The sequence below is a fragment of the Alteromonas sp. KUL42 genome (genome assembly GCF_006538325.1).
GTDB lineage: Bacteria > Pseudomonadota > Gammaproteobacteria > Enterobacterales > Alteromonadaceae > Alteromonas.
Genome location: NZ_BJKK01000001.1, coordinates 592,106 through 616,898, shown reverse-complemented (window position 1 = coordinate 616,898; position 24,793 = coordinate 592,106). Strand labels below are relative to the sequence as shown.

Annotated in this window: 28 protein-coding genes; 10 read left to right on the top strand and 18 right to left on the bottom strand. The window is 43.0% G+C overall.

What is annotated here, in order from left to right; translation table 11 throughout:
• Positions 1 to 149 precede the first annotated feature (149 nt).
• Complete coding sequence (locus EYR97_RS02660; RefSeq protein ID WP_131092271.1) at positions 150 to 2,654, top strand: PilZ domain-containing protein; 2,505 nt, start codon at positions 150 to 152, stop codon at positions 2,652 to 2,654.
• Positions 2,655 to 2,838: 184 nt separating this feature from the next.
• Here EYR97_RS02660 and serB read toward each other — a convergent pair whose 3' ends face one another.
• Positions 2,839 to 3,831 carry a phosphoserine phosphatase SerB gene (gene serB, locus EYR97_RS02655; RefSeq protein WP_242634853.1) on the bottom strand — a complete coding sequence of 331 codons (993 nt, stop codon included), beginning with the start codon at positions 3,829 to 3,831 and terminating at the stop codon, positions 2,839 to 2,841.
• 131 nt (positions 3,832 to 3,962) lie between these two features.
• Here serB and EYR97_RS02650 point away from each other — a divergent pair, with 131 nt between their 5' ends.
• Positions 3,963 to 4,625 (top strand): hypothetical protein, encoded by a 663-nt coding sequence (locus tag EYR97_RS02650; RefSeq protein WP_131092269.1) that lies wholly within the window; start codon positions 3,963 to 3,965, stop codon positions 4,623 to 4,625.
• 10 nt (positions 4,626 to 4,635) lie between these two features.
• Here EYR97_RS02650 and EYR97_RS02645 read toward each other — a convergent pair whose 3' ends face one another.
• The 10 genes from EYR97_RS02645 to rpoE form a co-directional block, all read right to left on the bottom strand.
• Positions 4,636 to 5,436 (bottom strand): TatD family hydrolase, encoded by an 801-nt coding sequence (locus tag EYR97_RS02645; RefSeq protein ID WP_131092268.1) that lies wholly within the window; start codon positions 5,434 to 5,436, stop codon positions 4,636 to 4,638.
• Between the two features lie 41 nt (positions 5,437 to 5,477).
• A complete protein-coding gene (gene pdxH / locus EYR97_RS02640) occupies positions 5,478 to 6,116 on the bottom strand; it encodes a pyridoxamine 5'-phosphate oxidase (protein ID WP_131092267.1) in 639 nt (212 codons plus the stop codon).
• A 134-nt stretch (positions 6,117 to 6,250) separates the two neighbouring features.
• The gene (era, locus tag EYR97_RS02635; protein WP_242634852.1) at positions 6,251 to 7,195 is read right to left on the bottom strand and encodes a GTPase Era; all 945 of its coding nucleotides are present in this window, start codon (positions 7,193 to 7,195) and stop codon (positions 6,251 to 6,253) included.
• Positions 7,182 to 7,868: a ribonuclease III gene (gene rnc / locus EYR97_RS02630; protein ID WP_131092266.1), complete on the bottom strand. Its 687-nt coding sequence runs from the start codon at positions 7,866 to 7,868 to the stop codon at positions 7,182 to 7,184. Before rnc ends, era begins: the two co-directional genes overlap by 14 nt.
• Positions 7,868 to 8,770 (bottom strand): signal peptidase I, encoded by a 903-nt coding sequence (lepB, locus tag EYR97_RS02625; RefSeq protein WP_131092265.1) that lies wholly within the window; start codon positions 8,768 to 8,770, stop codon positions 7,868 to 7,870. The genes rnc and lepB overlap by 1 nt, the downstream gene beginning before the upstream one ends.
• The gene (lepA, locus tag EYR97_RS02620; RefSeq protein WP_131092264.1) at positions 8,770 to 10,566 is read right to left on the bottom strand and encodes a translation elongation factor 4; all 1,797 of its coding nucleotides are present in this window, start codon (positions 10,564 to 10,566) and stop codon (positions 8,770 to 8,772) included. Before lepA ends, lepB begins: the two co-directional genes overlap by 1 nt.
• Positions 10,567 to 10,754: 188 nt before the next feature.
• Complete coding sequence (locus tag EYR97_RS02615; protein WP_131092263.1) at positions 10,755 to 11,204, bottom strand: SoxR reducing system RseC family protein; 450 nt, start codon at positions 11,202 to 11,204, stop codon at positions 10,755 to 10,757.
• Positions 11,205 to 11,269: 65 nt separating this feature from the next.
• Positions 11,270 to 12,367, bottom strand: coding sequence for a MucB/RseB C-terminal domain-containing protein (locus EYR97_RS02610; RefSeq protein WP_242634851.1), 1,098 nt, complete (start codon positions 12,365 to 12,367; stop codon positions 11,270 to 11,272).
• 73 nt (positions 12,368 to 12,440) lie between these two features.
• Entirely contained in the window at positions 12,441 to 13,025 is a 585-nt protein-coding gene (locus tag EYR97_RS02605) for a sigma-E factor negative regulatory protein (RefSeq protein WP_131092262.1), read from the bottom strand.
• A 97-nt stretch (positions 13,026 to 13,122) separates the two neighbouring features.
• Complete coding sequence (gene rpoE / locus EYR97_RS02600; protein ID WP_131092261.1) at positions 13,123 to 13,701, bottom strand: RNA polymerase sigma factor RpoE; 579 nt, start codon at positions 13,699 to 13,701, stop codon at positions 13,123 to 13,125.
• 197 nt (positions 13,702 to 13,898) lie between these two features.
• Between rpoE and nadB the strand changes: the two genes are divergently transcribed.
• Positions 13,899 to 15,596, top strand: coding sequence for an L-aspartate oxidase (nadB, locus tag EYR97_RS02595; protein WP_131092260.1), 1,698 nt, complete (start codon positions 13,899 to 13,901; stop codon positions 15,594 to 15,596).
• Positions 15,597 to 15,926: 330 nt separating this feature from the next.
• Here the strand turns inward: nadB and EYR97_RS02590 are convergent, their stop codons facing one another.
• The 3 genes from EYR97_RS02590 to EYR97_RS02580 are packed head-to-tail and all read right to left on the bottom strand — an operon-like array spanning position 15,927 to position 17,586.
• Positions 15,927 to 16,811 carry a MaoC/PaaZ C-terminal domain-containing protein gene (locus tag EYR97_RS02590; protein WP_131092259.1) on the bottom strand — a complete coding sequence of 295 codons (885 nt, stop codon included), beginning with the start codon at positions 16,809 to 16,811 and terminating at the stop codon, positions 15,927 to 15,929.
• 24 nt (positions 16,812 to 16,835) lie between these two features.
• The gene (locus EYR97_RS02585) at positions 16,836 to 17,300 is read right to left on the bottom strand and encodes a protein YgfX (RefSeq protein WP_131092258.1); all 465 of its coding nucleotides are present in this window, start codon (positions 17,298 to 17,300) and stop codon (positions 16,836 to 16,838) included.
• Positions 17,301 to 17,334: 34 nt separating this feature from the next.
• On the bottom strand, positions 17,335 to 17,586 hold the full coding sequence (locus tag EYR97_RS02580) for a succinate dehydrogenase assembly factor 2 (protein ID WP_014950112.1): 252 nt from the start codon (positions 17,584 to 17,586) through the stop codon (positions 17,335 to 17,337).
• Positions 17,587 to 17,793: 207 nt separating this feature from the next.
• On the opposite strand from EYR97_RS02580, the gene EYR97_RS02575 reads away from it, so the two are divergent.
• Both EYR97_RS02575 and EYR97_RS02570 read left to right on the top strand, forming a co-directional pair.
• Positions 17,794 to 18,819, top strand: coding sequence for a folate-binding protein YgfZ (locus EYR97_RS02575; RefSeq protein WP_131092257.1), 1,026 nt, complete (start codon positions 17,794 to 17,796; stop codon positions 18,817 to 18,819).
• Positions 18,820 to 18,884: 65 nt separating this feature from the next.
• A complete protein-coding gene (locus tag EYR97_RS02570) occupies positions 18,885 to 19,370 on the top strand; it encodes a peptidylprolyl isomerase (protein WP_131092256.1) in 486 nt (161 codons plus the stop codon).
• Positions 19,371 to 19,430: 60 nt separating this feature from the next.
• On the opposite strand, the gene EYR97_RS02565 is transcribed toward EYR97_RS02570, so the two are convergent.
• The gene (locus EYR97_RS02565; protein WP_131092255.1) at positions 19,431 to 19,769 is read right to left on the bottom strand and encodes a P-II family nitrogen regulator; all 339 of its coding nucleotides are present in this window, start codon (positions 19,767 to 19,769) and stop codon (positions 19,431 to 19,433) included.
• A gap of 2 nt (positions 19,770 to 19,771) precedes the next feature.
• Entirely contained in the window at positions 19,772 to 20,608 is an 837-nt protein-coding gene (gene nadE, locus EYR97_RS02560; RefSeq protein ID WP_131092254.1) for an ammonia-dependent NAD(+) synthetase, read from the bottom strand.
• Between the two features lie 382 nt (positions 20,609 to 20,990).
• On the opposite strand from nadE, the gene EYR97_RS02555 reads away from it, so the two are divergent.
• Complete coding sequence (locus EYR97_RS02555; protein WP_242634850.1) at positions 20,991 to 21,575, top strand: GspH/FimT family pseudopilin; 585 nt, start codon at positions 20,991 to 20,993, stop codon at positions 21,573 to 21,575.
• Here the strand turns inward: EYR97_RS02555 and EYR97_RS02550 are convergent.
• The gene (locus EYR97_RS02550) at positions 21,572 to 21,967 is read right to left on the bottom strand and encodes a type II secretion system protein (protein ID WP_131092253.1); all 396 of its coding nucleotides are present in this window, start codon (positions 21,965 to 21,967) and stop codon (positions 21,572 to 21,574) included. The two genes, EYR97_RS02555 and EYR97_RS02550, sit on opposite strands and share 4 nt — an antisense overlap.
• Positions 21,968 to 22,045: 78 nt before the next feature.
• On the opposite strand from EYR97_RS02550, the gene EYR97_RS02545 reads away from it, so the two are divergent.
• From EYR97_RS02545 to EYR97_RS02530, 4 genes are read left to right on the top strand one after another with little or no spacing between them, the layout of a single operon-like run.
• Positions 22,046 to 22,597 carry a GspH/FimT family pseudopilin gene (locus EYR97_RS02545; RefSeq protein WP_131092252.1) on the top strand — a complete coding sequence of 184 codons (552 nt, stop codon included), beginning with the start codon at positions 22,046 to 22,048 and terminating at the stop codon, positions 22,595 to 22,597.
• On the top strand, positions 22,591 to 23,193 hold the full coding sequence (locus tag EYR97_RS02540; protein ID WP_131092251.1) for a potassium:proton antiporter: 603 nt from the start codon (positions 22,591 to 22,593) through the stop codon (positions 23,191 to 23,193). The genes EYR97_RS02545 and EYR97_RS02540 overlap by 7 nt, the downstream gene beginning before the upstream one ends.
• The gene (locus tag EYR97_RS02535; RefSeq protein WP_131092250.1) at positions 23,183 to 24,043 is read left to right on the top strand and encodes a hypothetical protein; all 861 of its coding nucleotides are present in this window, start codon (positions 23,183 to 23,185) and stop codon (positions 24,041 to 24,043) included. The genes EYR97_RS02540 and EYR97_RS02535 overlap by 11 nt, the downstream gene beginning before the upstream one ends.
• Complete coding sequence (locus EYR97_RS02530; protein ID WP_131092249.1) at positions 24,033 to 24,353, top strand: hypothetical protein; 321 nt, start codon at positions 24,033 to 24,035, stop codon at positions 24,351 to 24,353. Before EYR97_RS02535 ends, EYR97_RS02530 begins: the two co-directional genes overlap by 11 nt.
• On the opposite strand, the gene EYR97_RS02525 is transcribed toward EYR97_RS02530, so the two are convergent.
• The gene (locus EYR97_RS02525) at positions 24,330 to 24,791 is read right to left on the bottom strand and encodes a type IV pilin protein (RefSeq protein ID WP_131092337.1); all 462 of its coding nucleotides are present in this window, start codon (positions 24,789 to 24,791) and stop codon (positions 24,330 to 24,332) included. The genes EYR97_RS02530 and EYR97_RS02525 overlap by 24 nt on opposite strands.
• Positions 24,792 to 24,793 lie beyond the last annotated feature (2 nt).

Sequence of the window (24,793 nt, the reverse complement as noted above, 5' to 3'; positions counted from 1 at the left end):
CCACCAAATAAGTGTTAATTAAGCAGAACCTACTTTGGGGCAACCAGTAAACACGCGAAAACAACGTCCAGTTTTATTAGGTTAATAAGTTTTGCTGTTTGGCCGATAAGAATTAAAATAATGATACTAAACAATAAAGTTGCGCATTCATGAGTCAAGATTTAAAGCAATACGCTGATATTATTGAACAGCTCAAACCTATGGTTGAAGAACCTGAATTTAACCAAGTGTTGCTACAGATCGCATCAGATGTTCCCAAAGAAAAACGTTTTCTGATCAAAATGGAAGTAAAACGCCTTGCGAAGCCATGCATGCGCATTATTGATTTGAGAGGAAACGTAGACGGTAAGTGCAATAAATATGTCCATGAGGGACGCACTCACTACATGGACGATGTAGCAATAGACAAATTCGAAGAGCAATTGCGCGTGTTTGGCCGTTACACTTACGGCGTGTACGAGGCCGTACAAAACACAGAAAATAACTTTCGATTAATGCGTGAGAAAGAGCTTCAACAAGAGCGAGTTGACAAAGAGCACCCCGAGTTAAAAAGGCGCTCTGCGGTACTTGAACAATTTAAAGTGCCTACCGTCAACTTACTCGACTATCAACAGCGCACCACAGAGCGTATGAACTTCGCTGTCGCTGTTGAAATATTTAACAGTGCTCATCAATCTGTTAGGGGCCTAAGTGTCGATATTTCACTTGAAGGGCTTCAAGTAAAGCTAGCCAAAGAGGTTATTTTTAACGTTGGTGAAACCCTTTTCATTTATTTTCGAGGGTTAGAAAACGAATTTGCGTTAGATACAAAAAACGGTATCGCGTATAAATTAGTTAAAATTATAGCTAAAAACGACGCAAACTATCTTGCACTGCAACGCGATAGCGACTTTCCCAATGTTGTTTTCGAGCGATTCCTAGAGAACTTTATTCACGGTAACAAGCGCCGCTATAAAGTTAATATGAACAACACGATTGAGGCAATCACCAGTAAGATTTGCGAACAATACTTCTCTCCGCGCAGCCCTACTCTTCCCGTCTTCGTTGATGACATTAGTGGTACATTGGTTCCACGCTTTGCCATGATGAACGAAGTCAACAGAGAAACCCTTCAATATTGGCAGGATGAAGAAAACGTATGTCGCTTAAACTTCTTGTTAACACCAGAGCGGTTGACTCGCCTATTGGGCAAATCAAATGAAGCAAGAGAAAGCTTTGTATTTAGCTTTACACACTTGCAAAACGATAAGGTGTATTTCTATTCAGCGTCATACGAAGAGCTTCTACAAAAAGAAGTGCTCACTCGCGTATTTTTAGGTTTTGGCTCAAAAAAGGCCAGTTGGCGTGTGTTTAAAATCACACTGACTAACATGTCACCTGAACAGGCACACATTCCCCTGTCTATTCCTGATTCGGTAGGTAGTAAAGTTAAAAAGTTAAACCACCCGCCCTCTGCGCGGTTAATGTCTAAGCTTAAAAACTTACGCTATCTATTACACATTACAGACGTGACTTCTGTAACAGGACAAGAAACATACAACGAGTTTAAATTTAACCGCGATAATCTTGCTCATCTTCGCGCTTTTGGACATCCTCGCAACCGTCCACCGTCGAATATACAAATTGTAAGGTTTAAGTACGAAGAGCAGCGTATCGAAAGTCGTTATCAATTACGAACCCAAATTGAAGCGCGTTTCAACTATCAAGATATCGTACACAAAGGTATTAGCGAAGATATCTCTGTCAATGGATTGGGTCTTAGGGTAGAGCTAAATAAGGAGTACACGGGTAGCTTAGAAGGCCGTGTTGAAGTAGCATTTCCACGGCTACAAAAAATCACGGCAAACTTCGATGTTATGAACCTGCAATACGACATTATCTATCACAATGTCCAAAAAAATATTCTACATCTTAAAGCCGTGCCCGGAGAGGAAGGAAAAAGTGCAAGACACTTTTTTGAAGAGCTGATTAAGAAGAATAGAGGCAACCTCAAAGTAGAATCTGATGAAGAAGAAGTCCCGGGAATGGGACATGCATTGCGCTGCATTAATGCGCGTAACGCTACATCATTATCTTTTTTAATGGGTAAAGAAGGCGCTCGTTATACGCCTCAAGCGTGTATTATCGGAAAACAAGATGAGCGTATTACCACACTAACCACTAATTTTGCTGAACGGGGCCAAGTGAATCTAGAATTTTTCTTTCGCGATAGGAAGCAAGACTCGCCTTTTGTTCAAAGCGGGATTAAGTCAGTAAAACTAGAAAATATGCCGTTGCGACAAGAACTTTTTATATCATTCGATATTTCTCAGCAAGATCCCCGCATGGCCATTATTCCTCGCTATGCTCACAAATTTGAAGACAATGATCAGCGCCGTGCTTTCATACGTGAAGCTATGGCGAGAGGACAGTTTATTGCCATACATGTCATGCTTACTACAACCGGTAAACCCGACATGACAATGCTCCAAACAGAGTTTAATTATGTCACCATGTATGCGGTACACAGAGCACGAGAGCTCGAAAAAAACATGTGGGCAATGGCGGCGTGTTCTCATCTAATTGATGTAACCGATGAAGTACTTGTACGCTACGGCTTTAGTATAGAAGACATCACCGCAAACAAAACGCTTAAAATGACAGGCTCGCATTAGCGAATTTTGTTAAACCACTAAGCGCGTGTGAGCTTGGCGTTGTATTATTTGAAGTGAGCTGATTGATACCGTGATATTACCTCAGAACTACGTTCAAAGACGTGTCTGCAAGGAATTTTAATTTCACATCGCGGGTAACATCGTTGCTTTATTTGAATTACCGGCAGCGATGTTACCTGAAAAACTATCTGCCTAAGAAATACAACATACTATGTAAACTACCTACCCGAATGGCGACGTCTGCTTTTTCATTCACCAAAGGTTTGCCATGACACGCCACACCTAAAGCAGCATGAGACATCATGTCTAAGTCGTTGGCACCGTCACCCATCGCAACTGTTTGTGATGGGGAAATTTGCCATTGCTCAGTCAACGTATCAACGGTTCTTGCTTTAACCTGTGCATTGACAATTTCGCCCTCTACTTTGCCTGTGAGTGTATCATTCTCGATAGCAAGCGTATTTGAAATAGCGTAATCCAAGCCCAACCTGTCTTTTAGATAGTTGGCAAAATAGGTAAAACCGCCTGATGCAATCGCGAGTTTCCAACCGTGTTGTTTCAATTGAGAAATAAGCGCTTGTATACCTGGCATAATTGGAATGCTATCTCTTATCGCCATTAAGTGAGCAAGAGGCACACCTTCCAGACACGCAACGCGGTGTATCAAGCTATCATTAAACGCAATTTCGCCACGCATTGCTTTCGCTGTTACTTCAGCCACTTGCTCACCTACATCGGCGAGTTTTGCTATTTCATCTATACATTCAATAGCAATTACGGTGCTGTCCATATCCATTACGAGCAAGCCCGGTGTTGAAAGCGACGGTCTATCTTTTTGAATGCCAGCATCAACATTAAAACGTTGGGTTACGTCGCTTAGCAATTGGTTGATATGCGTGTGATCACTACTGTTGCTGTGCCCTCTGATTTCAATAACATCATCCCCAAAAACGCCACTCAAATGGTGAAACGCTAGACTAGAAGGTTCGAACACATCAGATAACTTGTTAAGTATTTCACGCACAATATAGGGTGTTAGCGCTTGCCCAAAAAGGGTAAGTATATGCGTGAACGCGTTTTGGTTATGTTCGGTTTTGATCAATGACGTAAGCGCAGAAGCTGAATGAATCGTGTCACTGCTTTGGTTGCCCAACAACGTGTCAATATTAGTTTGCACAGGAGCATTTCCCATTTAAATTGTGTAAGCTAATGCTAACCAATTCAATGGGCGAATAAAATATACTCTTTCAAATTAATTGGAATTATCCTACTGTATTAGCATGCTCATATTTAAATTAGGCTTTGTAATTGGTACTTAATAGGGATAAAGCGATATCTGCGCTTCACAGTCATTCTCATTCGCTTTATACCGCTGTGAAAAGGCTTTTTCACACCTTCGTTGTGTGCATGGTCATTGTGTTATCGGTGCTGCTGCTTGTTTTATTTCAGCAATATCAAGAGGACTGGCTAAACGTTCAAACGCAGCAATCAGGTGAAAGTATTGCCCGCCAATACGCACAGCTACTCTCACCTGGCCATGGTACTACACCATCAGAGCAATCAATTTCTGTACTGCAGCGTTCTGTTATAGAGCCGATTGTAACCGTACTAGTAAAAGAACCTCACGTACTGGCTGTAGCTGTTTTTGATAAAGATGGTCGCTATATCGCGCCTTTGCCAAAAGCAGAAAGTGTAATTGCTATTAATAGAGATTATGACATTACGCCACTTACTTTTGTAGAAAGCATCAACAACGAAAACGGTGATGTATTGGGGTATGTGAATGTGCACATCGATACTTCGGCGCTTTTGAAAATGCCTTTAACACTTCGCTATCAACTGGTTTTTATCGCATGTATTCTAGTATTTTTAACATTAACCGTTGGCATTTATATTACCCGTGGTTTTTATAAATTTAGGCCTGTTGTGATTAAAGCCTTGGAGGCTAAGCGTATCAATCACAACGCTTAATAAAGCTATATTAACCTAAAAACAATCGCGTATAGTTGTTTGTTGTAGCAGAAATGATGTGCTGAGCACTGCAATCGCCAAGCCTGCAAAGTACATTCACTACATCAACCAAATATTCAGGTTTATTACACTGCCCTTGCCTTCCCCACATTGGCATATCCGGCGCGTCAGTCTCTAATAGTACACTGTCTAGCTGGTGTTTTAGTAAATATGCAACGGTATCGCGGGTTTTGCGTGCTCTTTGATAGGTAATAGTACCACCTATTCCAAGGCTAAACCCCATATTAATATAGCGCTTTGCTACATCAATACTGCCAGAGAAACCATGCACTACGCCACCGTACTTAAAGCGTCGCTTTTTAAGCGCTTCAAACAACAAATGGTGACTCTTTCTATGGTGCAAAATCACCGGTAGTTTGGCATTACTCGCAATAGCAAGGTGTTTGTCTAAAACGTCTTTTTGTATTTCTAGTGGTACATCGATAACCGCATCTAACCCTGTTTCCCCTACCGCCTTTACCGCATAGGTAGGATCGTCAATGGCTTGCTCCAATTGATGAATTTCATCGTTGCTACTATTTAGCTGAGACAGACGCGTTTTTGCAAGAAAGTAAGGGTGAAGACCAAGAGCAAGGTCGATAGGAAGTTGGTCGCAGTAACGCTGACAAATCTCTTTTTGTACTGCCCATGAAGAAACCGTGATACCCGGCAGTAAAATGCGCGTAATACCGTTTTGTTTGGCCGACGAGATAACCTCGTCGAGATCAACGTTTAAAGGAGGTAGGTTGAGATGGCAGTGGCTGTCTATCACGGTTACTCGTGCCTACAGAACCAACACCATCGCAGCATAATTTAAGGCATAAGGCGCTGAGTTACCCACGAGCCGTCGTCCTGCTTATTATATTCAAAACGGTCGTGTAGCCTGTCTTCACCACCTTGCCAAAATTCAATTTGATGGGGCACAATTCTAAAGCCTCCCCAAAAATCTGGGATGGGCAAATCTTTATTGGCAAATTTTTCTTTCAATTGTTTGAACTGTGTAAGTAACAGCGCTTTGTTGCTAATAGGTTTACTTTGTTTTGATGCATAAGCTGCGAGCTGGCTATCTTTAGGACGAGAGAAAAAGTAACTGGCATTTTCAGAAACAGAAAGCTTCTCTACACTGCCACAAACCCGTACTTGTCGTTCCATGAAAAACCACGGAAAGTGACAAGAGACCTTTGGATTAACCGATAACTCTTGTGCTTTGCGGCTTCCAAGGTTGGTAAAAAATACGAATCCCGCTTGGCTCACATCCTTTAACAACACAATGCGTTGAGAAGGTTGACCAGAGGCATCAACTGTAGCAACTGTCATAGCGGTAGGATCGGGAATACCAGCATCTATGGCCTCTTTAAGCCATTGATCGAACAAACTAAAAGGATTTGCGGTTATATCAGACTCATCCAAAGTACCCTTGGAATATTGTCTACGCATATCTGAGATTGCCATGTCACACTCCTATAAGGCTCTGTGCCAAACTCACATAAATACTGTAAGAGGATTACGCAGTGAAAAGCAAAAGAGGTCACCGTTTTAGGTTCCCCTAACCTTAGTAAGAGAAGCCGCCTTTCACTGCATTTGTATTAGAAATTACTGTCGTCGCCGTAGCCAAGTGAACGAAGTGCGCGCTCATCATCAGCCCAACCTTGCTTCACTTTAACCCATAGCTCCAGAAAAACTTTGTTATCAAACAAGTTTTCCATGTCTTTTCGTGCTTGCTCGCCAATGGTTTTAAGGTGCTTACCCCCTTTACCAATGATCATGCGCTTTTGCGTTTCACGCTCAACAAGAATAAGGCCACTGATGCGGTATACACCGTTCTCAGTCATTTTAAACTGTTCAATTTCTACGGTTGTAGAATACGGTAACTCATCGCCAGTAAAGCGCATTAGCTTTTCACGAATGATTTCAGCAGCCATAAAACGGCTTGAACGGTCTGTTATATAATCTTCAGGGAAGAAAAACTCACTCGGTGGTAAGGACTCAGCAACCAACTCTCGAATACCATCGATCATCTTTCCTTGCTTGGCGCTAATAGGAATCATGTGCTCAAACGGGTGCTTTTCACCTAATTTCTGCAGATGCACCATGAAGGCTTCTTTATCTTCAACTTTATCCATTTTGTTGATGATCAGATAACAAGGAAGGTTAGCTTGCTTTACTTTAGTCAGCACCATTTCGTCTTCGCTGTTGAAACGGTCGCCTTCAACAACAAACAAGACTAAACCTACTTCGGCAAGAGAGCTTGATGCTGCGCGATTCATGTAACGGTTTATAGCGCGCTTTTCATCTTGGTGAAGTCCAGGTGTATCGACATAAATAGCCTGATAATCACCATCGGTATCAATACCTAAAATGCGATGACGTGTAGTTTGAGGCTTACGCGATGTAATACTCACCTTTTGCCCTAACAGGCGATTTAGTAAAGTTGACTTGCCCACATTAGGGCGCCCAACTATAGCAACCAGACCACAGCGAGTATTTACTTCTGGCCCGTCATGCATGTCTGTCTCATTACCCGTTGTCATCTAGCTTCTCCAACGTTAATCGCGCAGCTTCTTGTTCTGCCTTACGGCGGCTATTACCTGATGCTTTAACAGGCTTTGCCAAACTTTCCACGGCACAGCTTACTTCAAACGTTTGTGCGTGATCTTTGCCTGATATCGATAACACTTCATAGGTTGGCAAAGGAAGCTTGCGTCCTTGTAGGAACTCTTGCAGGCGGGTCTTACTGTCTTTGGGGTGCGCATTAGGGTCAAGCTTTTCAATGCGGCTTTCCCATAATCTGTCAATGACACCACGTACTTCATCCATACCTGAATCAAGGTAAATTGCGCCTAGAATAGCTTCTATAGCGTCAGCCAAAATGGAGCTACGTCGATGGCCGCCACTTTTTAATTCGCCGGGACCAAGGTTTAACAATTCACCGACACTGGTTTCTTTGGCGAGCTCTGCCAATGTCTCACCTTTCACCAACGTAGAACGCATACGGGTGAGTTTACCTTCTGGCACGCTCGGGAAGCGTCTAAATAATGTCTCGCCAACAATCATGCCCAATACTGCATCGCCTAAGAACTCAAGACGCTCATTGTGTTGCTTTGCCGCACTTCGGTGAGTCAGCGCCTGTTCAAGCAGCGCTTCATTGTTAAAGGTATAACCTATCGCCTTGTAGAGGCGACGATATTTATCAATTCCCTGCATTAATGAATGCCACCTACTCGTTCAAAGCGAATACCTGTAGGTATCCAAGTGGGAAGTATGTCAGATGGCGTTCTTTCAAACTCAAAGGAAATCCAAATGGCAACAGCCTTACCTACAAGGTTTTCATCGGGTACAAAGCCCCAGAAACGACTGTCTCGGCTATTGTCGCGATTGTCTCCCAGTACGAAGTAATGTCCTTCTGGAACAATCCACTCGTTGCTGCGCGTACCAGGCTGAGTATAGAAATTAAGTGGTGAAATTTCACGAACAGGGTGGCGTAAAATATCATGAGAAACCGTACCCAAATCTTCGGTATAACGCATTAACTGCGCCATATCTTGAACAAACTCGCCACGCTCTTGAAAGGTTAGTGGAACCGCTTTAAGTTTTGGACAATCACTTCCCGATTCGCATTTAGGTTTTATGTAAACCTGCTTGTTCTGATACACCACTGTATCACCTGGCAAACCAATTACACGTTTGATGTAGTCGATTGACGTATCTTCTGGGTATTTGAATACCACAACATCACCGCGCTCTGGCACGCCGGTTTCAATCAGTTTACTTCTCACTACCGGGTCTTTTATTCCGTAGGAGAATTTTTCAACCAAAATAAAATCCCCCACTAAAAGGGTTGGCATCATCGAACCAGACGGTATTTGGAAGGGCTCGTAAATAAACGAACGCAACACTAATACGAAAGCAATAACGGGAAATATCTGTTGAGAGGTATCAACCAGATAAGGCAATTGTGGATCTTCTCCGTATTTTGCGCCTTGCGCCGCCGCAGCAGCTTGCAAACGCGCTTTGCGCTTTGGTGCAAACACCAGGCTATCCACTAGCCAAATTAACCCTGTAATAAAAGTGAGTGCCACCAAAATGAGGGAGAAGTAATTCGCCATTATTTACCTACCTTCAATACTGCTAAGAATGCATCTTGAGGTAATTCAACGTTACCCACTTGCTTCATTCGCTTCTTACCTTCTTTCTGTTTTTGAAGTAACTTTTTCTTACGGCTTACGTCACCACCATAACATTTTGCAATTACGTTTTTGCGTAACTGTTTAACAGTACTTCGCGCCACAATGTGGTTACCAATTGCCGCCTGAATAGCAATATCAAACATTTGACGTGGAATTAATTCACGCAGTTTTTCTACTAATTCGCGACCACGACCTTGAGAGTTCTCACGGTGAGTAATAACTGCCAATGCATCAACCCGTTCGCCGTTAATTAGGATATCTACACGCACCATATCTGAGCTTTGGAAGCGTTTAAAATTGTAATCAAGTGATGCAAAACCACGACTGGTCGACTTTAAACGGTCGAAGAAATCAAGTACTACTTCAGCCATCGGAAGCTCATAAGTTACTGCAACTTGTTTGCCGTGGTATGTCATATTGGTTTGCATACCGCGTTTTTCTATACACAGGGTAATGACGTTACCTAAGTATTCTTGAGGTACAAGAATATTGGCTTCAACCATAGGTTCGCGAATTTCCGCGATATCATTAACAGGTGGAAGTTTTGCTGGGCTATCAACGGTAATGACTTCGCCTTTGGTAGTTTCCACTTCATAGATTACGGTAGGCGCTGTGGTAATAAGACCCAAGTCATATTCACGCTCTAGTCGCTCTTGGATAATTTCCATGTGCAACATACCAAGAAAACCAATGCGGAATCCAAAGCCCAAAGCTGCCGAACTCTCTGGCTCGTAGAACAGAGATGCATCATTAAGGCTCAGTTTTGCTAGTGCATCGCGGAAATCTTCGTAATCATCTGAGCTGATCGGGAAAATACCCGCGTAAACTTGAGGTTTCACTTTCTTAAAGCCAGGCAGCATTTCAGTCGCAGGCTGCTTAGATAGCGTGATGGTATCCCCCACGGGCGCGCCGTGAATCTCCTTAATACCCGCGATTATAAAGCCAACCTCACCAGCTCGTAATAAACCTGTTTCAAGTGGTTTAGGTGTAAACACACCAATTTTATCAACCTGATGAACTTGGCCATTTGACATAATTTGAATTTTGTCTTTCTTCGTTAGCTGTCCTTCCACAATTCGCACTAACGACACAACTCCTTGGTAGTTGTCAAACCAAGAGTCAATAATAAGGGCTTTAAGCGGTGCTTCACGGTCACCCTCAGGTGGAGGAATTTTATTAACGATAACTTCAAGTACGTCTTCAATACCAATGCCGGTTTTTGCTGAGCAGCGAACGGCATCAACAGCATCAATACCAACAATATCTTCAATTTCTTCTGCGACGCGATCTGGCTCTGCTTGTGGCAGGTCAATTTTGTTAAGAACCGGCACTACTTCCATATCCATTTCAATGGCGGTGTAACAGTTCGCAAGGGTTTGTGCTTCAACTCCCTGACCCGCGTCGACTACCAATAGCGCACCTTCACAGGCAGCTAGCGAGCGAGAAACTTCATAAGTGAAGTCTACGTGCCCTGGTGTATCGATGAAATTCAATTGATACGTTTCGCCATCGCGCGCTTCATAATTAAGCGTTACACTTTGTGCTTTGATGGTAATTCCACGCTCTTTCTCCAAGTCCATTGAGTCTAGAACTTGTTCAGCCATCTCTCTATCGGAAAGCCCTCCACAATGCTGAATTAAACGGTCTGACAATGTAGACTTACCGTGGTCAATGTGGGCAATAATACTGAAATTACGAATGTGCGACTGTTGCATAATGCTGGAAATTACCTGCAGAAAAATTCATTAAACAAAATAAAAATAGCGACTAGCGAATGTGGATAAACGCAGCGCGAGCGGATTTTACCCATTTCTTTACCGAAAAGCGAATTAGCGTGGCCGAAATGTCAGAAAGCAACGTTAAAAATCTAAATCAAACCTTTAGCTGAAGCGGCAACAGTATTCTATTTTTCGTTAAGGCCATTGAGTATAACGGGCTGGTATTTAGCTTTGTCTATACGGCGCATCTTTCGCGCTATCCATTGATAACCTAAAACAGTAAGTGCAACGCTTGGCAAAAGCGCCAATAATTCATGGGTATAACCCAATTTAGCTAATAAAGCGAATGACCCAATATAGGTAGCGATAAATACTAACAAAGGCAATATATACAACCACGCAGATGCACTTAATACGCCTGCCTCAGGAATACCTACCGTTACTTGCTGTCCAATACTTACGGGATTAGGTGTTGAAAATGTCAACTGTTGTGTTTTAGGGGCAATTGCACGTGAAATAATACCCGTGCCACAATCGCTCTGTGCTTGGCAACTATTACACGTCGACTTTATCGCCGCTTCAACGGTTACCACATCGCCTTGAACCGCCACCACGATTGCTGTTTCTTTGATCATGTAGTCAAATGACCTTTCTGTTAAAAGATTATAGCTACGTAATTAAGGGGAAACCCGCTTCAACCCTAATTTTCTGGTCGAGGCCTCAATGACGTAGCAATTGCATTGGCCGTTTGTAGAGGAATTTCACCCACTACCGTCACTTGAGCCTTGCCATCAGTGAGCGTTAAGAATGTACTTAATTCATTGCGTAGCGCTAAATCGCCGCCAATGGCGTCGTCCGCCGGCTGTACGTAAACAGACACGTCCACTAATCCATCAGAAAAGAGTTTATAATCTACTACTTGCCCTGTTAAGGCTAATCGTCGCGTATCCTCTTTTACTTCTCGCATACCTAACGGTAAATAACCCACTTCCCAATTGTGATTACGCGTTTGGCTATTTCCCATCGCCATTGGCTTAGGTAACGAACTGGCGTTAATACGCGAAAAATACTCAGACGGCTCAGGCGTAATTGCAAATGTGGTGACTTGGATTTGTTCTAACAACCCACCTTGTAAGTCCAGCATGTTAAGCTTCAACAGCATACCTGTTTCTTCATCAAGCCATATCTGATAACCAAAGCGGGTATTGTCTCGACTTACGATACGAATTTGCTGTGCTGAGCGCCCAGCGACCCGAGCTCGTCCTACAGGCACAAATTCATAGGCTTCAAGCAACTGTGTAGGATGGTAAACCAACACTGTGGGTATCGGTCCATTGATATGTTCTGAATGTAAACTATAGGGCGCTACATCTGGCTCAAAAACACTAACAATGTCATTAACGCGAATAAGTTCACGCCCTGGGCCATTTTGAAGATTAAGCTGCTCTACTTCGCTGCCATTTGCTAACAAACCATGACGCCATAAGTAAGGCACGGTTTCTTTACCCGCTTTAGTTTGCACAAAGGTCACTTGGAAATTTGCGCCAGAGACAATGCGCTGCAGCTGACCTAACCAATGAGAGACATTTTTCTGCATGGTTAAACCCGCAGTGTTGCTAGCCGCTAGCGGGGGTAGTGTATTGTCCTCACTGTCTTGCGAGGGTTGAGTGGCTTGCTTCCCACTTTGTTCAGCATCGTTCAATGACGCATTTGATGTTTGCGCATTTGCTGAAAAGCCAGTAATTGATGATAGGAGGAGAAAAATAGATAAGAGTGCAATTAAAGAACTACTGCGCATTTTCATTGCCTTAGAAACAAACATACCAGCAGTATATGCTGGTATGCATTAAAAACGAAATAACAAGCAGGGCTTACTCTGGATTAACTTGCTCGACCTGCTCTTCTTCAGCGCTCGCCTCTTGTGCTTGCTTCAACCGAATTTGCTGTTCATGGTCAGCAATCAACGCGTTTATTTTGCGTTTTCTTTCAAGCACCTCGTTCATATCATTACGCGGTAATGCACGAGACTGCTCTAAGCTAACCGGCGCCAATCCACCTTGTGGTGCAATAGTAGGCGCAGTCATAAACGGTTCCGTTGGTGCTGGTTGGTTGTATTGCTGAACCCCAACAATAACGGCTAACGCTACTGACGCCGCTACAGCAAATTGACCCGATTGCTTCGCAAACGGTACAACACTGCCTAAAACAGGAATTGACCGCCAGCGCGATTGCTTCGGCGCAACAATAGCAGGTTCACTTTCCAATGCAGCAGCTACGCTTGCAGTAATATCTAGCTGAGGAGCCACGCTGGCTTCTTTGCGCATTGCACCGCGAATAACATGGTAACGTTGCCATTTGGCTTGAAGGTCTGCATCGTGCTTAATTGCATCGATGATGTCATTGCCTTCTATCTCACCATCCATGAATGCGGACAATTTTTCTTGCTGTTGCGTCATATATTCATTTCCAGATCAATTTGATCGTTAACTACCCTAACACAGCTGTTAGTCATCTATAAAAAAGAAAGTTCATCTTTTTTCAATTTTATTTTGATTAATTTTCTAGCAGCGGCTGAATTACTTTATCTATGGCTTCTCGCGCCCTGAAAATACGTGATCTTACCGTTCCAACTGGGCATGACATCACGCTCGCAATTTCTTCGTAGCTCAACCCTTCAATTTCCCTAAGCGTAATTGCCATACGCAAATCGTCAGGTAACTTCTCTACTACTTTAAAAAGCGTCTCTTCAATCTCTTCAGATAACAAACTTCGCTCTGGCGTTGACTGCTCTTTTAGCGCGTCACTGCCTTCATAAAAATCTGCTTCATCAGCATCTACGTCGCTCGCAGGCGGTTTACGCCCTTGCGATACTAGATAGTTCTTCGCGCTATTAACTGCAATGCGATATAACCAAGTATAAAACGCACTGTCACCACGAAAATTAGGTAACGCTCGGTATGCTTTAATAAACGCTTCTTGCGTTACATCTGCTACGTCACCCGTATTTTTCACATAACGAGAAACCAAATGCATCACTTTGTGTTGATAACGAGTTACCAACAAATTAAATGCATTTTTGTCGCCACGCTGTACTCTTTCAACCAATTGTTGGTCGGTTATCTGCTCGCTCATTCGAGCCGTTACTCCCTACTTCTACTACACACTAGCTCTCACAAGCATGGGTATAGACGTGTTCTTTTTTGAAAAGTTCTGTTTAAGCATTAAATATTTTAAAAAATGCGTGTCTGTGTGGCGAACAATCATTGTGTTTTGCCGCTCATCCTTTAGACTTGCCGAACCTTTGTTCATTTGAATTGTTATAAAAATACATGAAATCTGTATCGTCTTCACTAACTTCCACGTCAAATGCACTAGAACATCGCTGTGATGTCTTAATAATTGGAAGTGGCGCGGCTGGTCTTAGCTTGGCGTTAAAGCTTGCTGACCATTGCCAAGTTATCGTTTTAAGTAAAAGTGACAGAAATGAAGGTTCGACACGTTACGCTCAAGGTGGCATCGCTGCCGTATTCGATGAACAAGACTCTATTGATGCACACGTTAAGGATACACTGAAGGCTGGCGGTGGTCTATGTGATGAACCAGCTGTTCGTTTTACCGCTGAACGCGCAAAATCAGCACTAGAATGGCTAATTGGCTATGGTGTGCCATTTGATACCGAGAAAAATGAGTCTGGCGAAGAGCGTTTTCATTTAACCCGTGAAGGCGGCCACAGCCATAGAAGAATTTTGCACGCTGCCGATGCCACTGGTGAGGCACTTCAAATTACCCTGAACGACGCGGTTTCTACTCATCCAAACATTCATATTTTTGAGCGCTACAACGCCATCGATTTAATTCCTTCTAAATCGAAAAAGAATCACTGCGTTGGTGCTTATGTTTGGAACAGACAACAAGAACACGTAGAGGTTATCCGCGCACCATTTATTGCTCTTGCAACAGGTGGCGGAAGTAAGGTTTATCAGTATACCTCGAACCCTGATGTTTCTAGTGGTGATGGTATTGCTATGGCCTGGCGTGCGGGCTGCCGAGTTGCCAATATGGAATTCAACCAATTCCACCCCACGTGCTTATTCCACCCGCAAGCAAGAAACTTCCTGATTACCGAAGCACTGCGCGGAGAAGGTGCCAATTTATGTCACGCTGATGGCACCCGTTTCATGCACAAATTTGATGAACGGGGTGATCTTGCACCGCGAGACGTTGTTGCGCGCGCTATCGATTATGAAATGAAGCGTTTGGGTGCAGATTGCATGTACCTTGATATTAGTCACAAGCCCGCTGACTTTATCGTAAAACACTTCCCTAATATCTACCGCAAATGCCGTTCACTGGGTATCGATATTACCAGAGAGCCTATTCCCGTTGTACCAGCTGCTCACTACAGCTGTGGTGGCGTAATTACTGACTTTAATGCAAAAACTGATTTAGACAATGTTTATGCTATTGGCGAGGTCGCCTATACGGGTCTGCATGGGGCAAACCGTATGGCATCCAATTCATTATTGGAATGTGTTGTATTTGCATCGGCAGCTGCTGAACATATCATCAGCAAACTACCGAGCGCAGAATGCCAAGAAACTATAGCGCCGTGGGATGAGAGCCAAGTCTCTAACTCTGATGAAGAAGTTATTATTCAGCACAACTGGCACGAATTGCGATTATTTATGTGGGATTACGTAGGTATTGTGCGTACAGACAAGCGATTAGAACGTGCTATGCGGCGCATCAAACTATTAGAGCAAGAGATTGCCGAATACTATGCACACTTTAGAGTAAGTAATAACTTGCTTGAGTTGAGAAATTTGGTCACGGTGGCAGAACTTATTGTTCGTTGTGCTATGGCACGCAAGGAAAGCCGAGGGTTGCATTTTAACCTCGACCACCCTGAACAATTGGCTGAGCCATTACCAACCATACTAACGCCAAATAAACAGCTTTCTGGCGCTGAAGTGGGTTTGCTTATCACCGAAGGCAGCTTTTCGGATATGGATTTGCCAGAGGTGTAATACCAATCCGCATAGACCATTACCCACTCAGCGAGAGTTAAAATGTTCGTAATCGCGGCGTGTTACCGCAGGTATAGTGGTTCTACATCAAGGTGACACAACAAAGAGTACGGACATTTTAAACTCGCCCTTCGGGAAGGTCTGGCAAGCTTCCTAGCTTCATTCTGGGAATTTGAAAGGGAACAGCCATTCCTGCATTCCCACGCTTTGCTAGGAAACTTGCCAGCGCCTTCTGAGTGGGCAATTATCTATGCGGATTGGTATAATTTAAAAGAGTAAAGTCAAAAAAGGGAGCATTCGCTCCCTTTTTGGTTTTGATTTTGATTTTGATTATTGGAATTCAATACGCGCTGATAAATGCGTTGCCGATTCATCATCATTGGTAACATCCAGTAAAACATCACTGTCTGTTTTACAGTGCTGAAGAATATGTATGTCATTTGGTAGAAATACTGGTCTTTTAAAGCGACAGGCAATTTCAGTGATATGACATACTGATTCAGTTCCATTAGCGCTAGCTTTGCTATTGTGTGAAACAAATGCTGATAGCGCTCTTGCTAACGTCCACATACCGTGAGCAATGGGCTTTTTAAAACCGAAGGCTTTTGCAGTTAACGCAGATAAATGAATGGGGTTGTAATCGCCAGAAAGTGATGCATAACGACGCCCTGTATCGGGCGAAAGGCTCACCTCGCCTATCAGCGCTTTTTCTTCAACATCACATTCATTATGTGCTTCAGAAGGCAATGTTCTAGGGGCGACATGTACCGCTTTTACCTTAACTAAATAACTGCTCACTGCACGATAAACCAGCAGGCCGGCTTGCCGAGCTTCTAGCATAACATCAACTTCCCATCCTCGAGCATGCGGGCGAACATCGTGAAACCGTACTCGACATTCAAATGCTTCACTTAAATCGCAGTCGCCCAACACACTTACGTGATTACCAGCGTGAATTAAGCCTAGTAAAGGAAATGGACTTTGCTTGTCTAACAGGCATTGCATTTGTAGCGGCAAGGACATTGTCTGCAAATAAAGAGGATGCATTGATGCATTTGCTGGCCAATCGATCTCTTGGCAATAACGACCATAATGTATGTTATCGACAAGCAGTGCTTTAGTGTAGATACGCTGAGGTAATGTTGGAGGTTTGAATTGCATCAACTGTCGCGTATCTGTGCGCTTGAAAAGCGCCATGATGTACTCACGAAGCATCTTGTGTATTCCTAAAAAACATCTTTAAACGCATTCCTTTTTCGCTAATATAATCGCTCTGCACAAACGACGATAATCTGCTTGTGAACATTCGTTCTTTAGAACCCATCCCAAATGGGCATAGCTTTTACTAAAACGTTTATGACTAACCTTAGCCACGTTTAGATTCAGTCCCCACGGGAACAGTTGAGAAGAAGCGTGTATTTGCATTGGCAAGCTTTCGTCAATACCTGTCTGCGCTTCATGAAAAGTACCTTGCTTTGTGACGTTTTGGTTATCAACTACTCGTTGAATAATACCATTGCTAGTGAGTGAAAGTGCATAATTCAACGGCGCGTTTCGCGATAACAAGGCCGTAAAAATGATACCTAACACACTTACTAGTGCCCACAAAGCAACAACAAGTGGACCATTTATCCATGTCCATGTTGAGGCGGATAAACTAAATAGTGTCGCTGTGCTACAGGCAACTAAACAGCAAAAACCCATTAAGGGCCTATAAGCTGAATGCGTTACTACTATTCTATACTTTGACACGGTTGACGATGGTCGCCACCATAGCCGCTAGTTCTGGGTCTTCACACTTTTGATGCCCCATGATCCAAGCAAATAAATCAGGATCGTCACTGGTCAATAACCGTTCAAACGTTTCTTGATCTTCATAACTTAACGAATCAAACGCTTCTTCTACAAAAGGCAATAACAAAACATCTAATTCAAGCATGCCGCGACGGCATGCCCACTTCAATCGAGCTAATCTTTTAGGTTCAAACATAATATCTTTATTTATTGTTTTGAATTTACACTTAATAATACCATGTCATCCTAGTGCGGATCACTGCTCTTTTGGTCTGATGGTGTAACCATGTACTACAAGCATGGCATAAACACACTTTTTTTGCGCATTATTACTCGGTTTGCCCTTGATAAATGGCGCGCTTGCCATAAGTAGAGAGCAATATGCAATTTATGAGAGTTACCTATGACGTCGTTATCAGTTTTACGCGAATTACCCGACAAGTTTGCCGTTAATTTAACCGAAAGTATGCTCATTTCACTTAAAGGTGAACAAGCAGATAGCTATTTACACGGGCAAATTACGGTTAATATCAATAAACTTGATAATAATACTGCGCGTCATTACGCACATTGTGATAACAAGGGAAAAACTTGGTCAACTGGCTATGTAACCCGTTTCGCACAGCAACTACTCATGCTGACCAACGCCGCGTCAGGAAGCCACTCTTTGTTTCAACTCAACAAGTACAGTGTATTTTCTAAAGTTGATATCCTTGATACATCAAAAGACTTTGGCGTGTTTTACATTTCTCAAAGTGCGGTTGATGAGGTACTTGGCGCTTCCTTCCCGAATGCAGACTTCAGTACCCCAGTAGCGGCTGAAGATGTTGGCTATGCAAAATTTGAAAATTCAGAGCATGGCGTAGTGTTTAGCAGTGGTTTGGCTAGACAAGGCGTTATTGCCATTTTAACGCAAGAAGCAGCTAAAGAGCTTAAGAGCAAACTTTCTAGCGCTGATATCACATGCTATTCACGGCACGTTTTCGACGCACTACAAATTGAAAGTGCGCATCCATCTTTGGGAGAGCAAACGGTCGCTGAGTACATTCCTCAAATGATGAACGTACAAGCCCTTAATGGAATCGACTTTGACAAAGGTTGTTATATGGGCCAAGAGGTCGTTGCACGTACCCGCTTTCTAGGGAAAAACAAACGTGCTGCCTACAGTTTCAGTATCGATGAACCCGTTGACTTATGCGCTGGGGATACCCTAGAAAAACAATTGGGAGAAAACTGGCGCGTTGCAGGTACCGTGATAAGCGTTGCTAAACTCGACGGGGAGACCTGGTTTATGGCCGTACTTTCTAACGACACCACACCAGAAGATTTACACAGATTGGCTGATAATCATGCCATTACCTGTTACCCTTACAGCTTGCCGTACAGTATTGAGCAACAAGCGAGTAATATTGTTAAAAAACGTCGCTAAAGTACGCGTTTTTCGGCTTTACATTCATTGCCCAAAATTGACAAGGGCCTCAAATAGGATCTGCTATGACAATTACCTCTGACAGCGTTGTTACGCTTCACTACACCGTGTCTACCGAAGATGGCACTACGCTTGATTCTTCAGAAGGAAAATCTCCACTGGTAGTGTTGCTAGGGCGCCGTTTTCTTATTGAGGGATTAGAAGACGCACTAATTGGAAAGTCAAAAGGCGACAGTTTCAACGTTTCTGTTGAACCTGAAAGAGCCTATGGCGAACGCGCTGATGAACTGGTTCAAACCGTACCACGCTCTATGTTCGAAGGTATGGACGTAGAAGTGGGAATGTCATTTAGAGCAACCACGCCACAAGGTGAACAATCTGTGATTATCATTGAAACAACCGACGAAGAAGTCGTTGTTGATGGTAACCACCCACTGTCTGGTATTCCATTGACGTTTGACGTAAATGTTGTTGATGTTCGCGAAGCAACGGCAGAAGAACTACAACATGGGCACGCCCACGGCGCAGGCGGTTGTGGTCACGATCATTAATAAAGAAGTAGTAACAAGAAAGGGAGCCAAGCTCCCTTTTTTTAAATAAGTGAAAGCGCGTTATATGGCGTCTTCGTTTTGTTCACCAGTACGGATGCGAACGGCTGTTTCTACGTTGTAAACGAAAATCTTACCGTCACCAATTTTTCCTGTTTTCGCAGAATTTTGAATGGCTTCTACAGCTTGTTCGACACGGTCGTCGTCTAACACCAATTCAATTTTGATTTTAGGTAGAAAATCTACTTGATACTCTGCACCGCGATAGAGCTCGGTGTGTCCTTTTTGACGACCAAAGCCTTTCACTTCAGATACCGTCATACCCGCAATACCGACTTCAGCGAGCGCTTCCCTTACATCATCCATTTTAAATGGTTTAATGATAGCTTCGATTTTTTTCATGATTACAACTCATCATAAATTGTTGGAATTGGTACACGTTTGTGTTGAGTGCGCTCATAAATATAGAGCAACTTCTCTTCCACTTCTGCAGAAACTGACTTTCCTTCCAAAAAGTCATCAATTTGATCGTATGTCATACCCAAAGCCTGCTCATCCGCCTTTTGCGGCGAAAGACTCTCTAAATCGGCAGTTGGCGCTTTGGTGATAACATTATGCGGAGCTCCTAAATGCGCAGCAACAGCACGAACCTGGCGCTTACTTAAGCCAAATAAAGGGGCAAGGTCGCATGCGCCGTCACCATATTTTGTATAGAAACCTGTGATATTTTCTGCAGAGTGGTCAGTGCCAAGCACTAAACCGTCCACCATTCCTGCAATTTCATACTGAATAACCATACGTGTACGCGCTTTAACGTTACCTTTTACAAAGTCTTGCTTTGCCTCATCAGCAGGTAACAAATCAGCCTGCGTTAGTGCATCAACTGTAGACCCATGAATGGCATCAGCACCGGGCTGTACATTAACCGTGACCGCGTGAGTAGGTTGAATGAAATCAATCGATTTCTGCGCATCTTCTTCATCAGCTTGCGTGCCATAAGGTAGTCGCACCGCTATAAACTGGTATTTCTCGTGATGTTCTTGATTAAGTTCGTCTACCGCTAACTGCGCTAAACGCCCTAATGTACATGAATCTATTCCACCACTAATGCCCAATACAAGGGCGTTCAAACCCGATCTTAGTAACTGCTTTTTAATAAACGAGACTCGACGTGCAACTTCATATTCCACGTCAATTTCAGGCAGCACTTTCATTTCTTCGATAACTGCTTGTTTCTGCATCTTAATATCCACGTTTTGTTGGGGCATTCCAATGGTTGAGTGTACGACAATATGCATGTAAATGTTAGTGGTATAGCGTTCACTACATCGCTGATTTCACCGTTTTAATGTTACTATAATTAACACTCGTATTTAAATACACGTTGTTTGCGCATTCAACAGGCACTATTGAGTGTGTATGACTTGCCATGCGATATAGCAATAATACATACCCTAAACATTTTTATTTAGTCTACCCTAAACGATGAAAGTGTAACCGAGAAACTTCAAAACTGCTGAGCTATAAAACTCACTGACTTTTGCTCAATACGCATAAATATCGTTAGTGATGTGAACGAATTTTGCGAGATAGTTCGCGATAAAGAACGAGAAAACCGCTAATATGAATTGTCATTTTCGCCACATGCCACAGCATTCTGTTCTGTCGACACAGCGCGGCCTTACGCTATTGGAAATGTTAGTGGCAGTTGCTGTTTTGGCAATAATACTTACCTCGGTTGCCCCCAGTATTCAAAGCATCTTAATTAAGAACAGGATAACATCAGATTTAAATAGCTTAAGTGCTGTTGTTCAACACGCTCGCTTTACTGCCGTAAATGAACAAACCACTGTACTCATGTGCCCTACGGCAAATTACACCAGTTGTGTTACCAATTGGAAAAATGCCAAGATGGTATTCATTGACGATAATGGAAATGGCAGTAGAGACACAGACGAAGCCCTCATCATTACAAGCGATCCATTGAATGCCGCCAATGCAATTTATGGATTAACTGGCACACTTACCTTTGGTGAGCAAGGCAGTATTAGTGAATCGGCCACGATTACTATTTGTCCAAAAGACAACGATGCCACATATGCATCAGCGCTATTACTTTCCCTTTATGGCAGAATATCGGTGGCTATTGACAGTGATGGCAATGGCAAAAAAGAAGATCTATCGGGTTCCGAACTTAGTTGCAGTTAGAATAAACATGACTTGGGTATTATCCCTTCTTCGGTGATAGATAACGTTCTGCACGGCGCTTCTTTAGAGAGGAAGTCAATAGTTAGCTTTAGTGCAAACCCTGCATCAATGTCTTTATCCTCGGTAATTTTCACACCATCAATGTCTGGTAAAGGTAGCGCTGACAGAGATCTATACGTCCCTGAATTTAACCAATTACGAGACTGGATGGCCTGAACCTGCAATAGATAACTTCTAATTTGCTGCATTTTCACTGCTTCATAGCTATGTGTAGCGCCACTTACCAAACCAAGCATCACAATGTAAATTACCCCAATAGTAATAAGTATATCCAGTAGTGTAAAACCTTGAACACGGTATCTTTTATAAGTTTTCAATGAATTACTGTCCATAGTCCAGCTTCCTCGCATGAAGTTTGTCGATAAACTAACGCTATCAATTCATCAAATACGGTGTAACTGGACTTGGGCATGGTTTTATTTCACCAACATTTTTTGGCGCGTGGACCTCGGTATCTTCTGTTAAGAGGGCATACACTACTCGAACTCATGCTAGTGGTATCTATTATTGGTTTACTTAGCATGATGGCCGTACCATCTTTTGTAACATGGCGAGAAGAAAGCGAACTCAAGCACTTAGTTAGTACCGCTTCAGCCATGGCGAAATCTGCGAAAGTATATGCAATTACCCTCCAACAACCGATTTACCTCGTTGTTGATGTAACTACATCTAATTGCATAGCGATAAGTGAGAATGACGAGTGTTCTTGTAGCAACCTTCAAACATGTCATGTTGCAGGTCAACAGAACGTATTAAGCTTAAGTGACTTCTCTGCATCACTAGATACAACCTCAGGTAAAAATAGCACTATTACTTTCAACCCAGAGGGAACTGTAGATTTTGGCGGTAGTACATCACTTTTAGTGTCTAATGCGTCTCATAACGCAAAAATCATCATTAGTGCGCTTGGAAGAATCAAACCCTGTGCCATTCACCACATCAACGGTCTAGCACGATGTTAGCCGAAAAAGGGTTTAGCATAACTGAATTAATGATAAGCAGTGTTATTGGCATTTTGGTCATTATAACAGCCACCCGCTTTTCAGCGTCGTTGCATCACACACTACTAGATACACGACTAGCAAACGCACTTGAGGATGAACTTCGAAGTTTACAGGAACTCATCACACAGCAAGTAAGTCGTGCAGACTATCTTGCTTATCCACCCTTGGCGACTATGCCAAATTTAATGACCCCAGCGGTAAGTAGCACATTACAAATAAGCCATTTTGGCTCTGAACAAGCCAATAGCTGTATTACTTTTTCGTATGATAAAGATAACAGCGGCAGCTACGAACATGAACAAAATGAGTTGCTAGGTTACCGCCTACACAACAAAGCCATTGAATATCGGGTAGCGGGTAAAGCATGTAACAAAGGCGGCTGGCATGATCTCACTGACGCAAGAACAACCTCGATTACGCGCTTTCAGCTAGCGCTAATCTCAAATACGTCGTGGGGAAAAACAATACTCGTTTCTATTGATGCACACAGCGCAATTAACCAAGACATTGTGAGTCAACGACAATTCATCATAGGCATACCTAATGCGCGATAGTGGTTACAAGAAAGAAAGGGGCATGGTTACGCTAGCGACTGTGTGTATATTACTGGTTATCGTAGGGCTAACTGTTGTAAGTACAGCGCTGAGCATTAATCACTTTTATCATATCGAGAAAGCAACACGTGACAGTCATATTAAAAAGCTAGCGTTGAGGCAAGCGCTACGTGCTATCGCGGAACAATTACGCAGTGATCCGACACTTCAAGTTGTATTGGATAACACTGACATTACTCACACTATAACATCATTAGACCTGCGCGGTGAAAACAATCAGAAGCTACAGCACGTAACCATCAATGTCAGCAAAACCAATAATGACATTGTGTATAGCGCTGAGTTTTTGCGCTACCCGAGTTTACTGAGATTGCCTCAACAGACTCAGCACAATACCCATGACAGTAACATTACCAAATGGCTATTTAATAGAACCAGTGATGACCTGCAATTGCGCTTTTTTCCAGAACAAAAGCAATTTGCTTCCTGCGATAGTCTTAGCAGTACAACGGTACAATGGATCACCGGAGATTGTGTAATAGAAAGTACTATTAATACAGTTAGTAGTGATACAACGCCCCAATTGCTCATTGTGGAAAACGGTAATATCACCATTAAAAGTGGGGCAAGGTTTTATGGGTTAATTTTGCAACTTACTCGCTCATCACATACTTATGCATTTCATCTAGAAACGAACGCACTGTTAGTAGGTGCATTGACGTCAAATAAGCCAACGAACCGTTTTTTAAGCGGCTCATTGAGTTACTCAATATCCACTCTTACCACATTGCAAGATAACAAGGCACTATCGAAAATGATACTTATCCCAGGAACCTGGCGTGAGTTTTAAGAAAGAGGCAAATAATGTGAAAACGAAAACAATCCAAAGACAACGTAGCACGTTCTATTTGAAGCATCAGCATCAAGGCGTGGCCTTGGTAGAAGTACTCATTGCACTGCTACTATTAGTTGCGACATCTGCGGCATTCATTGAGACACACATTCAATCTAAGCACTTGAGTGAAACAATTAAATTAACACATCAAACCCATCAACAGCTGCTCGATTTACAGCACACTTCATTGCTTAGCGTACCTTACGACCATCAATGGGAAGATGTTTATGTCTTCGGGACATTAACAAGACCAACAATACTCTGACGATTCTATTGAGCCGTTATTATTCTTATCCCATGCTTTTCGACCATCGCTATAGTAGAACATTGAACCGTCACTTGCCTGCCCCGTGCCCGATACCGGTGTAGCTTTTAACTGATAAGCCGTCGCACTTGATTCAACAATGGTTAAATCGTAGCGCTTATTGGCAGCTGGCTCAGAGGAAGGTGAGTACGAAGCAAAAATAGCTGGTGAACCACTGTTTCCACCGCCACTACCAGCCCCTTCATAACTGAATGCACCACTGTGATGTCTTTCCATTGCCGACGCAAGAGCAAGTAAATCAGACTGCCCTGTACCTCGATAGCTATCAGCAATGACCCCTTGATAGGAAGGATACGCAACGGCTGCGACAATACCTATGATAGTAATAACTATCATAAGCTCAATTAACGAAAAACCACTGTGCTTTAAACCCGTCATGT

What these genes read in the sequence shown, in the direction of transcription:
- EYR97_RS02575 (WP_131092257.1), top strand. Translation starts at nt 17,794, where the DNA reads ATGACGTCGTTATCAGTTTTACGCGAATTACCCGACAAGTTTGCCGTT.
- nadB (WP_131092260.1), top strand. Translation starts at nt 13,899, where the DNA reads ATGAAATCTGTATCGTCTTCACTAACTTCCACGTCAAATGCACTAGAA.
- rnc (WP_131092266.1), bottom strand. Translation starts at nt 7,868, where the DNA reads ATGCAGGGAATTGATAAATATCGTCGCCTCTACAAGGCGATAGGTTAT.
- era (WP_242634852.1), bottom strand. Translation starts at nt 7,195, where the DNA reads ATGACAACGGGTAATGAGACAGACATGCATGACGGGCCAGAAGTAAAT.
- EYR97_RS02590 (WP_131092259.1), bottom strand. Translation starts at nt 16,811, where the DNA reads ATGCTTCGTGAGTACATCATGGCGCTTTTCAAGCGCACAGATACGCGA.
- rpoE (WP_131092261.1), bottom strand. Translation starts at nt 13,701, where the DNA reads ATGAGCGAGCAGATAACCGACCAACAATTGGTTGAAAGAGTACAGCGT.
- nadE (WP_131092254.1), bottom strand. Translation starts at nt 20,608, where the DNA reads ATGCAGAAACAAGCAGTTATCGAAGAAATGAAAGTGCTGCCTGAAATT.
- lepA (WP_131092264.1), bottom strand. Translation starts at nt 10,566, where the DNA reads ATGCAACAGTCGCACATTCGTAATTTCAGTATTATTGCCCACATTGAC.
- EYR97_RS02570 (WP_131092256.1), top strand. Translation starts at nt 18,885, where the DNA reads ATGACAATTACCTCTGACAGCGTTGTTACGCTTCACTACACCGTGTCT.
- EYR97_RS02540 (WP_131092251.1), top strand. Translation starts at nt 22,591, where the DNA reads ATGTTAGCCGAAAAAGGGTTTAGCATAACTGAATTAATGATAAGCAGT.
- EYR97_RS02660 (WP_131092271.1), top strand. Translation starts at nt 150, where the DNA reads ATGAGTCAAGATTTAAAGCAATACGCTGATATTATTGAACAGCTCAAA.
- EYR97_RS02565 (WP_131092255.1), bottom strand. Translation starts at nt 19,769, where the DNA reads ATGAAAAAAATCGAAGCTATCATTAAACCATTTAAAATGGATGATGTA.
- lepB (WP_131092265.1), bottom strand. Translation starts at nt 8,770, where the DNA reads ATGGCGAATTACTTCTCCCTCATTTTGGTGGCACTCACTTTTATTACA.
- pdxH (WP_131092267.1), bottom strand. Translation starts at nt 6,116, where the DNA reads ATGGCAATCTCAGATATGCGTAGACAATATTCCAAGGGTACTTTGGAT.
- EYR97_RS02550 (WP_131092253.1), bottom strand. Translation starts at nt 21,967, where the DNA reads ATGGACAGTAATTCATTGAAAACTTATAAAAGATACCGTGTTCAAGGT.
- EYR97_RS02610 (WP_242634851.1), bottom strand. Translation starts at nt 12,367, where the DNA reads ATGCGCAGTAGTTCTTTAATTGCACTCTTATCTATTTTTCTCCTCCTA.
- EYR97_RS02580 (WP_014950112.1), bottom strand. Translation starts at nt 17,586, where the DNA reads ATGTTTGAACCTAAAAGATTAGCTCGATTGAAGTGGGCATGCCGTCGC.
- EYR97_RS02605 (WP_131092262.1), bottom strand. Translation starts at nt 13,025, where the DNA reads ATGACGCAACAGCAAGAAAAATTGTCCGCATTCATGGATGGTGAGATA.
- EYR97_RS02555 (WP_242634850.1), top strand. Translation starts at nt 20,991, where the DNA reads ATGAATTGTCATTTTCGCCACATGCCACAGCATTCTGTTCTGTCGACA.
- EYR97_RS02615 (WP_131092263.1), bottom strand. Translation starts at nt 11,204, where the DNA reads ATGATCAAAGAAACAGCAATCGTGGTGGCGGTTCAAGGCGATGTGGTA.
- EYR97_RS02585 (WP_131092258.1), bottom strand. Translation starts at nt 17,300, where the DNA reads ATGGGTTTTTGCTGTTTAGTTGCCTGTAGCACAGCGACACTATTTAGT.
- EYR97_RS02545 (WP_131092252.1), top strand. Translation starts at nt 22,046, where the DNA reads ATGGTTTTATTTCACCAACATTTTTTGGCGCGTGGACCTCGGTATCTT.
- EYR97_RS02535 (WP_131092250.1), top strand. Translation starts at nt 23,183, where the DNA reads ATGCGCGATAGTGGTTACAAGAAAGAAAGGGGCATGGTTACGCTAGCG.
- EYR97_RS02525 (WP_131092337.1), bottom strand. Translation starts at nt 24,791, where the DNA reads ATGACGGGTTTAAAGCACAGTGGTTTTTCGTTAATTGAGCTTATGATA.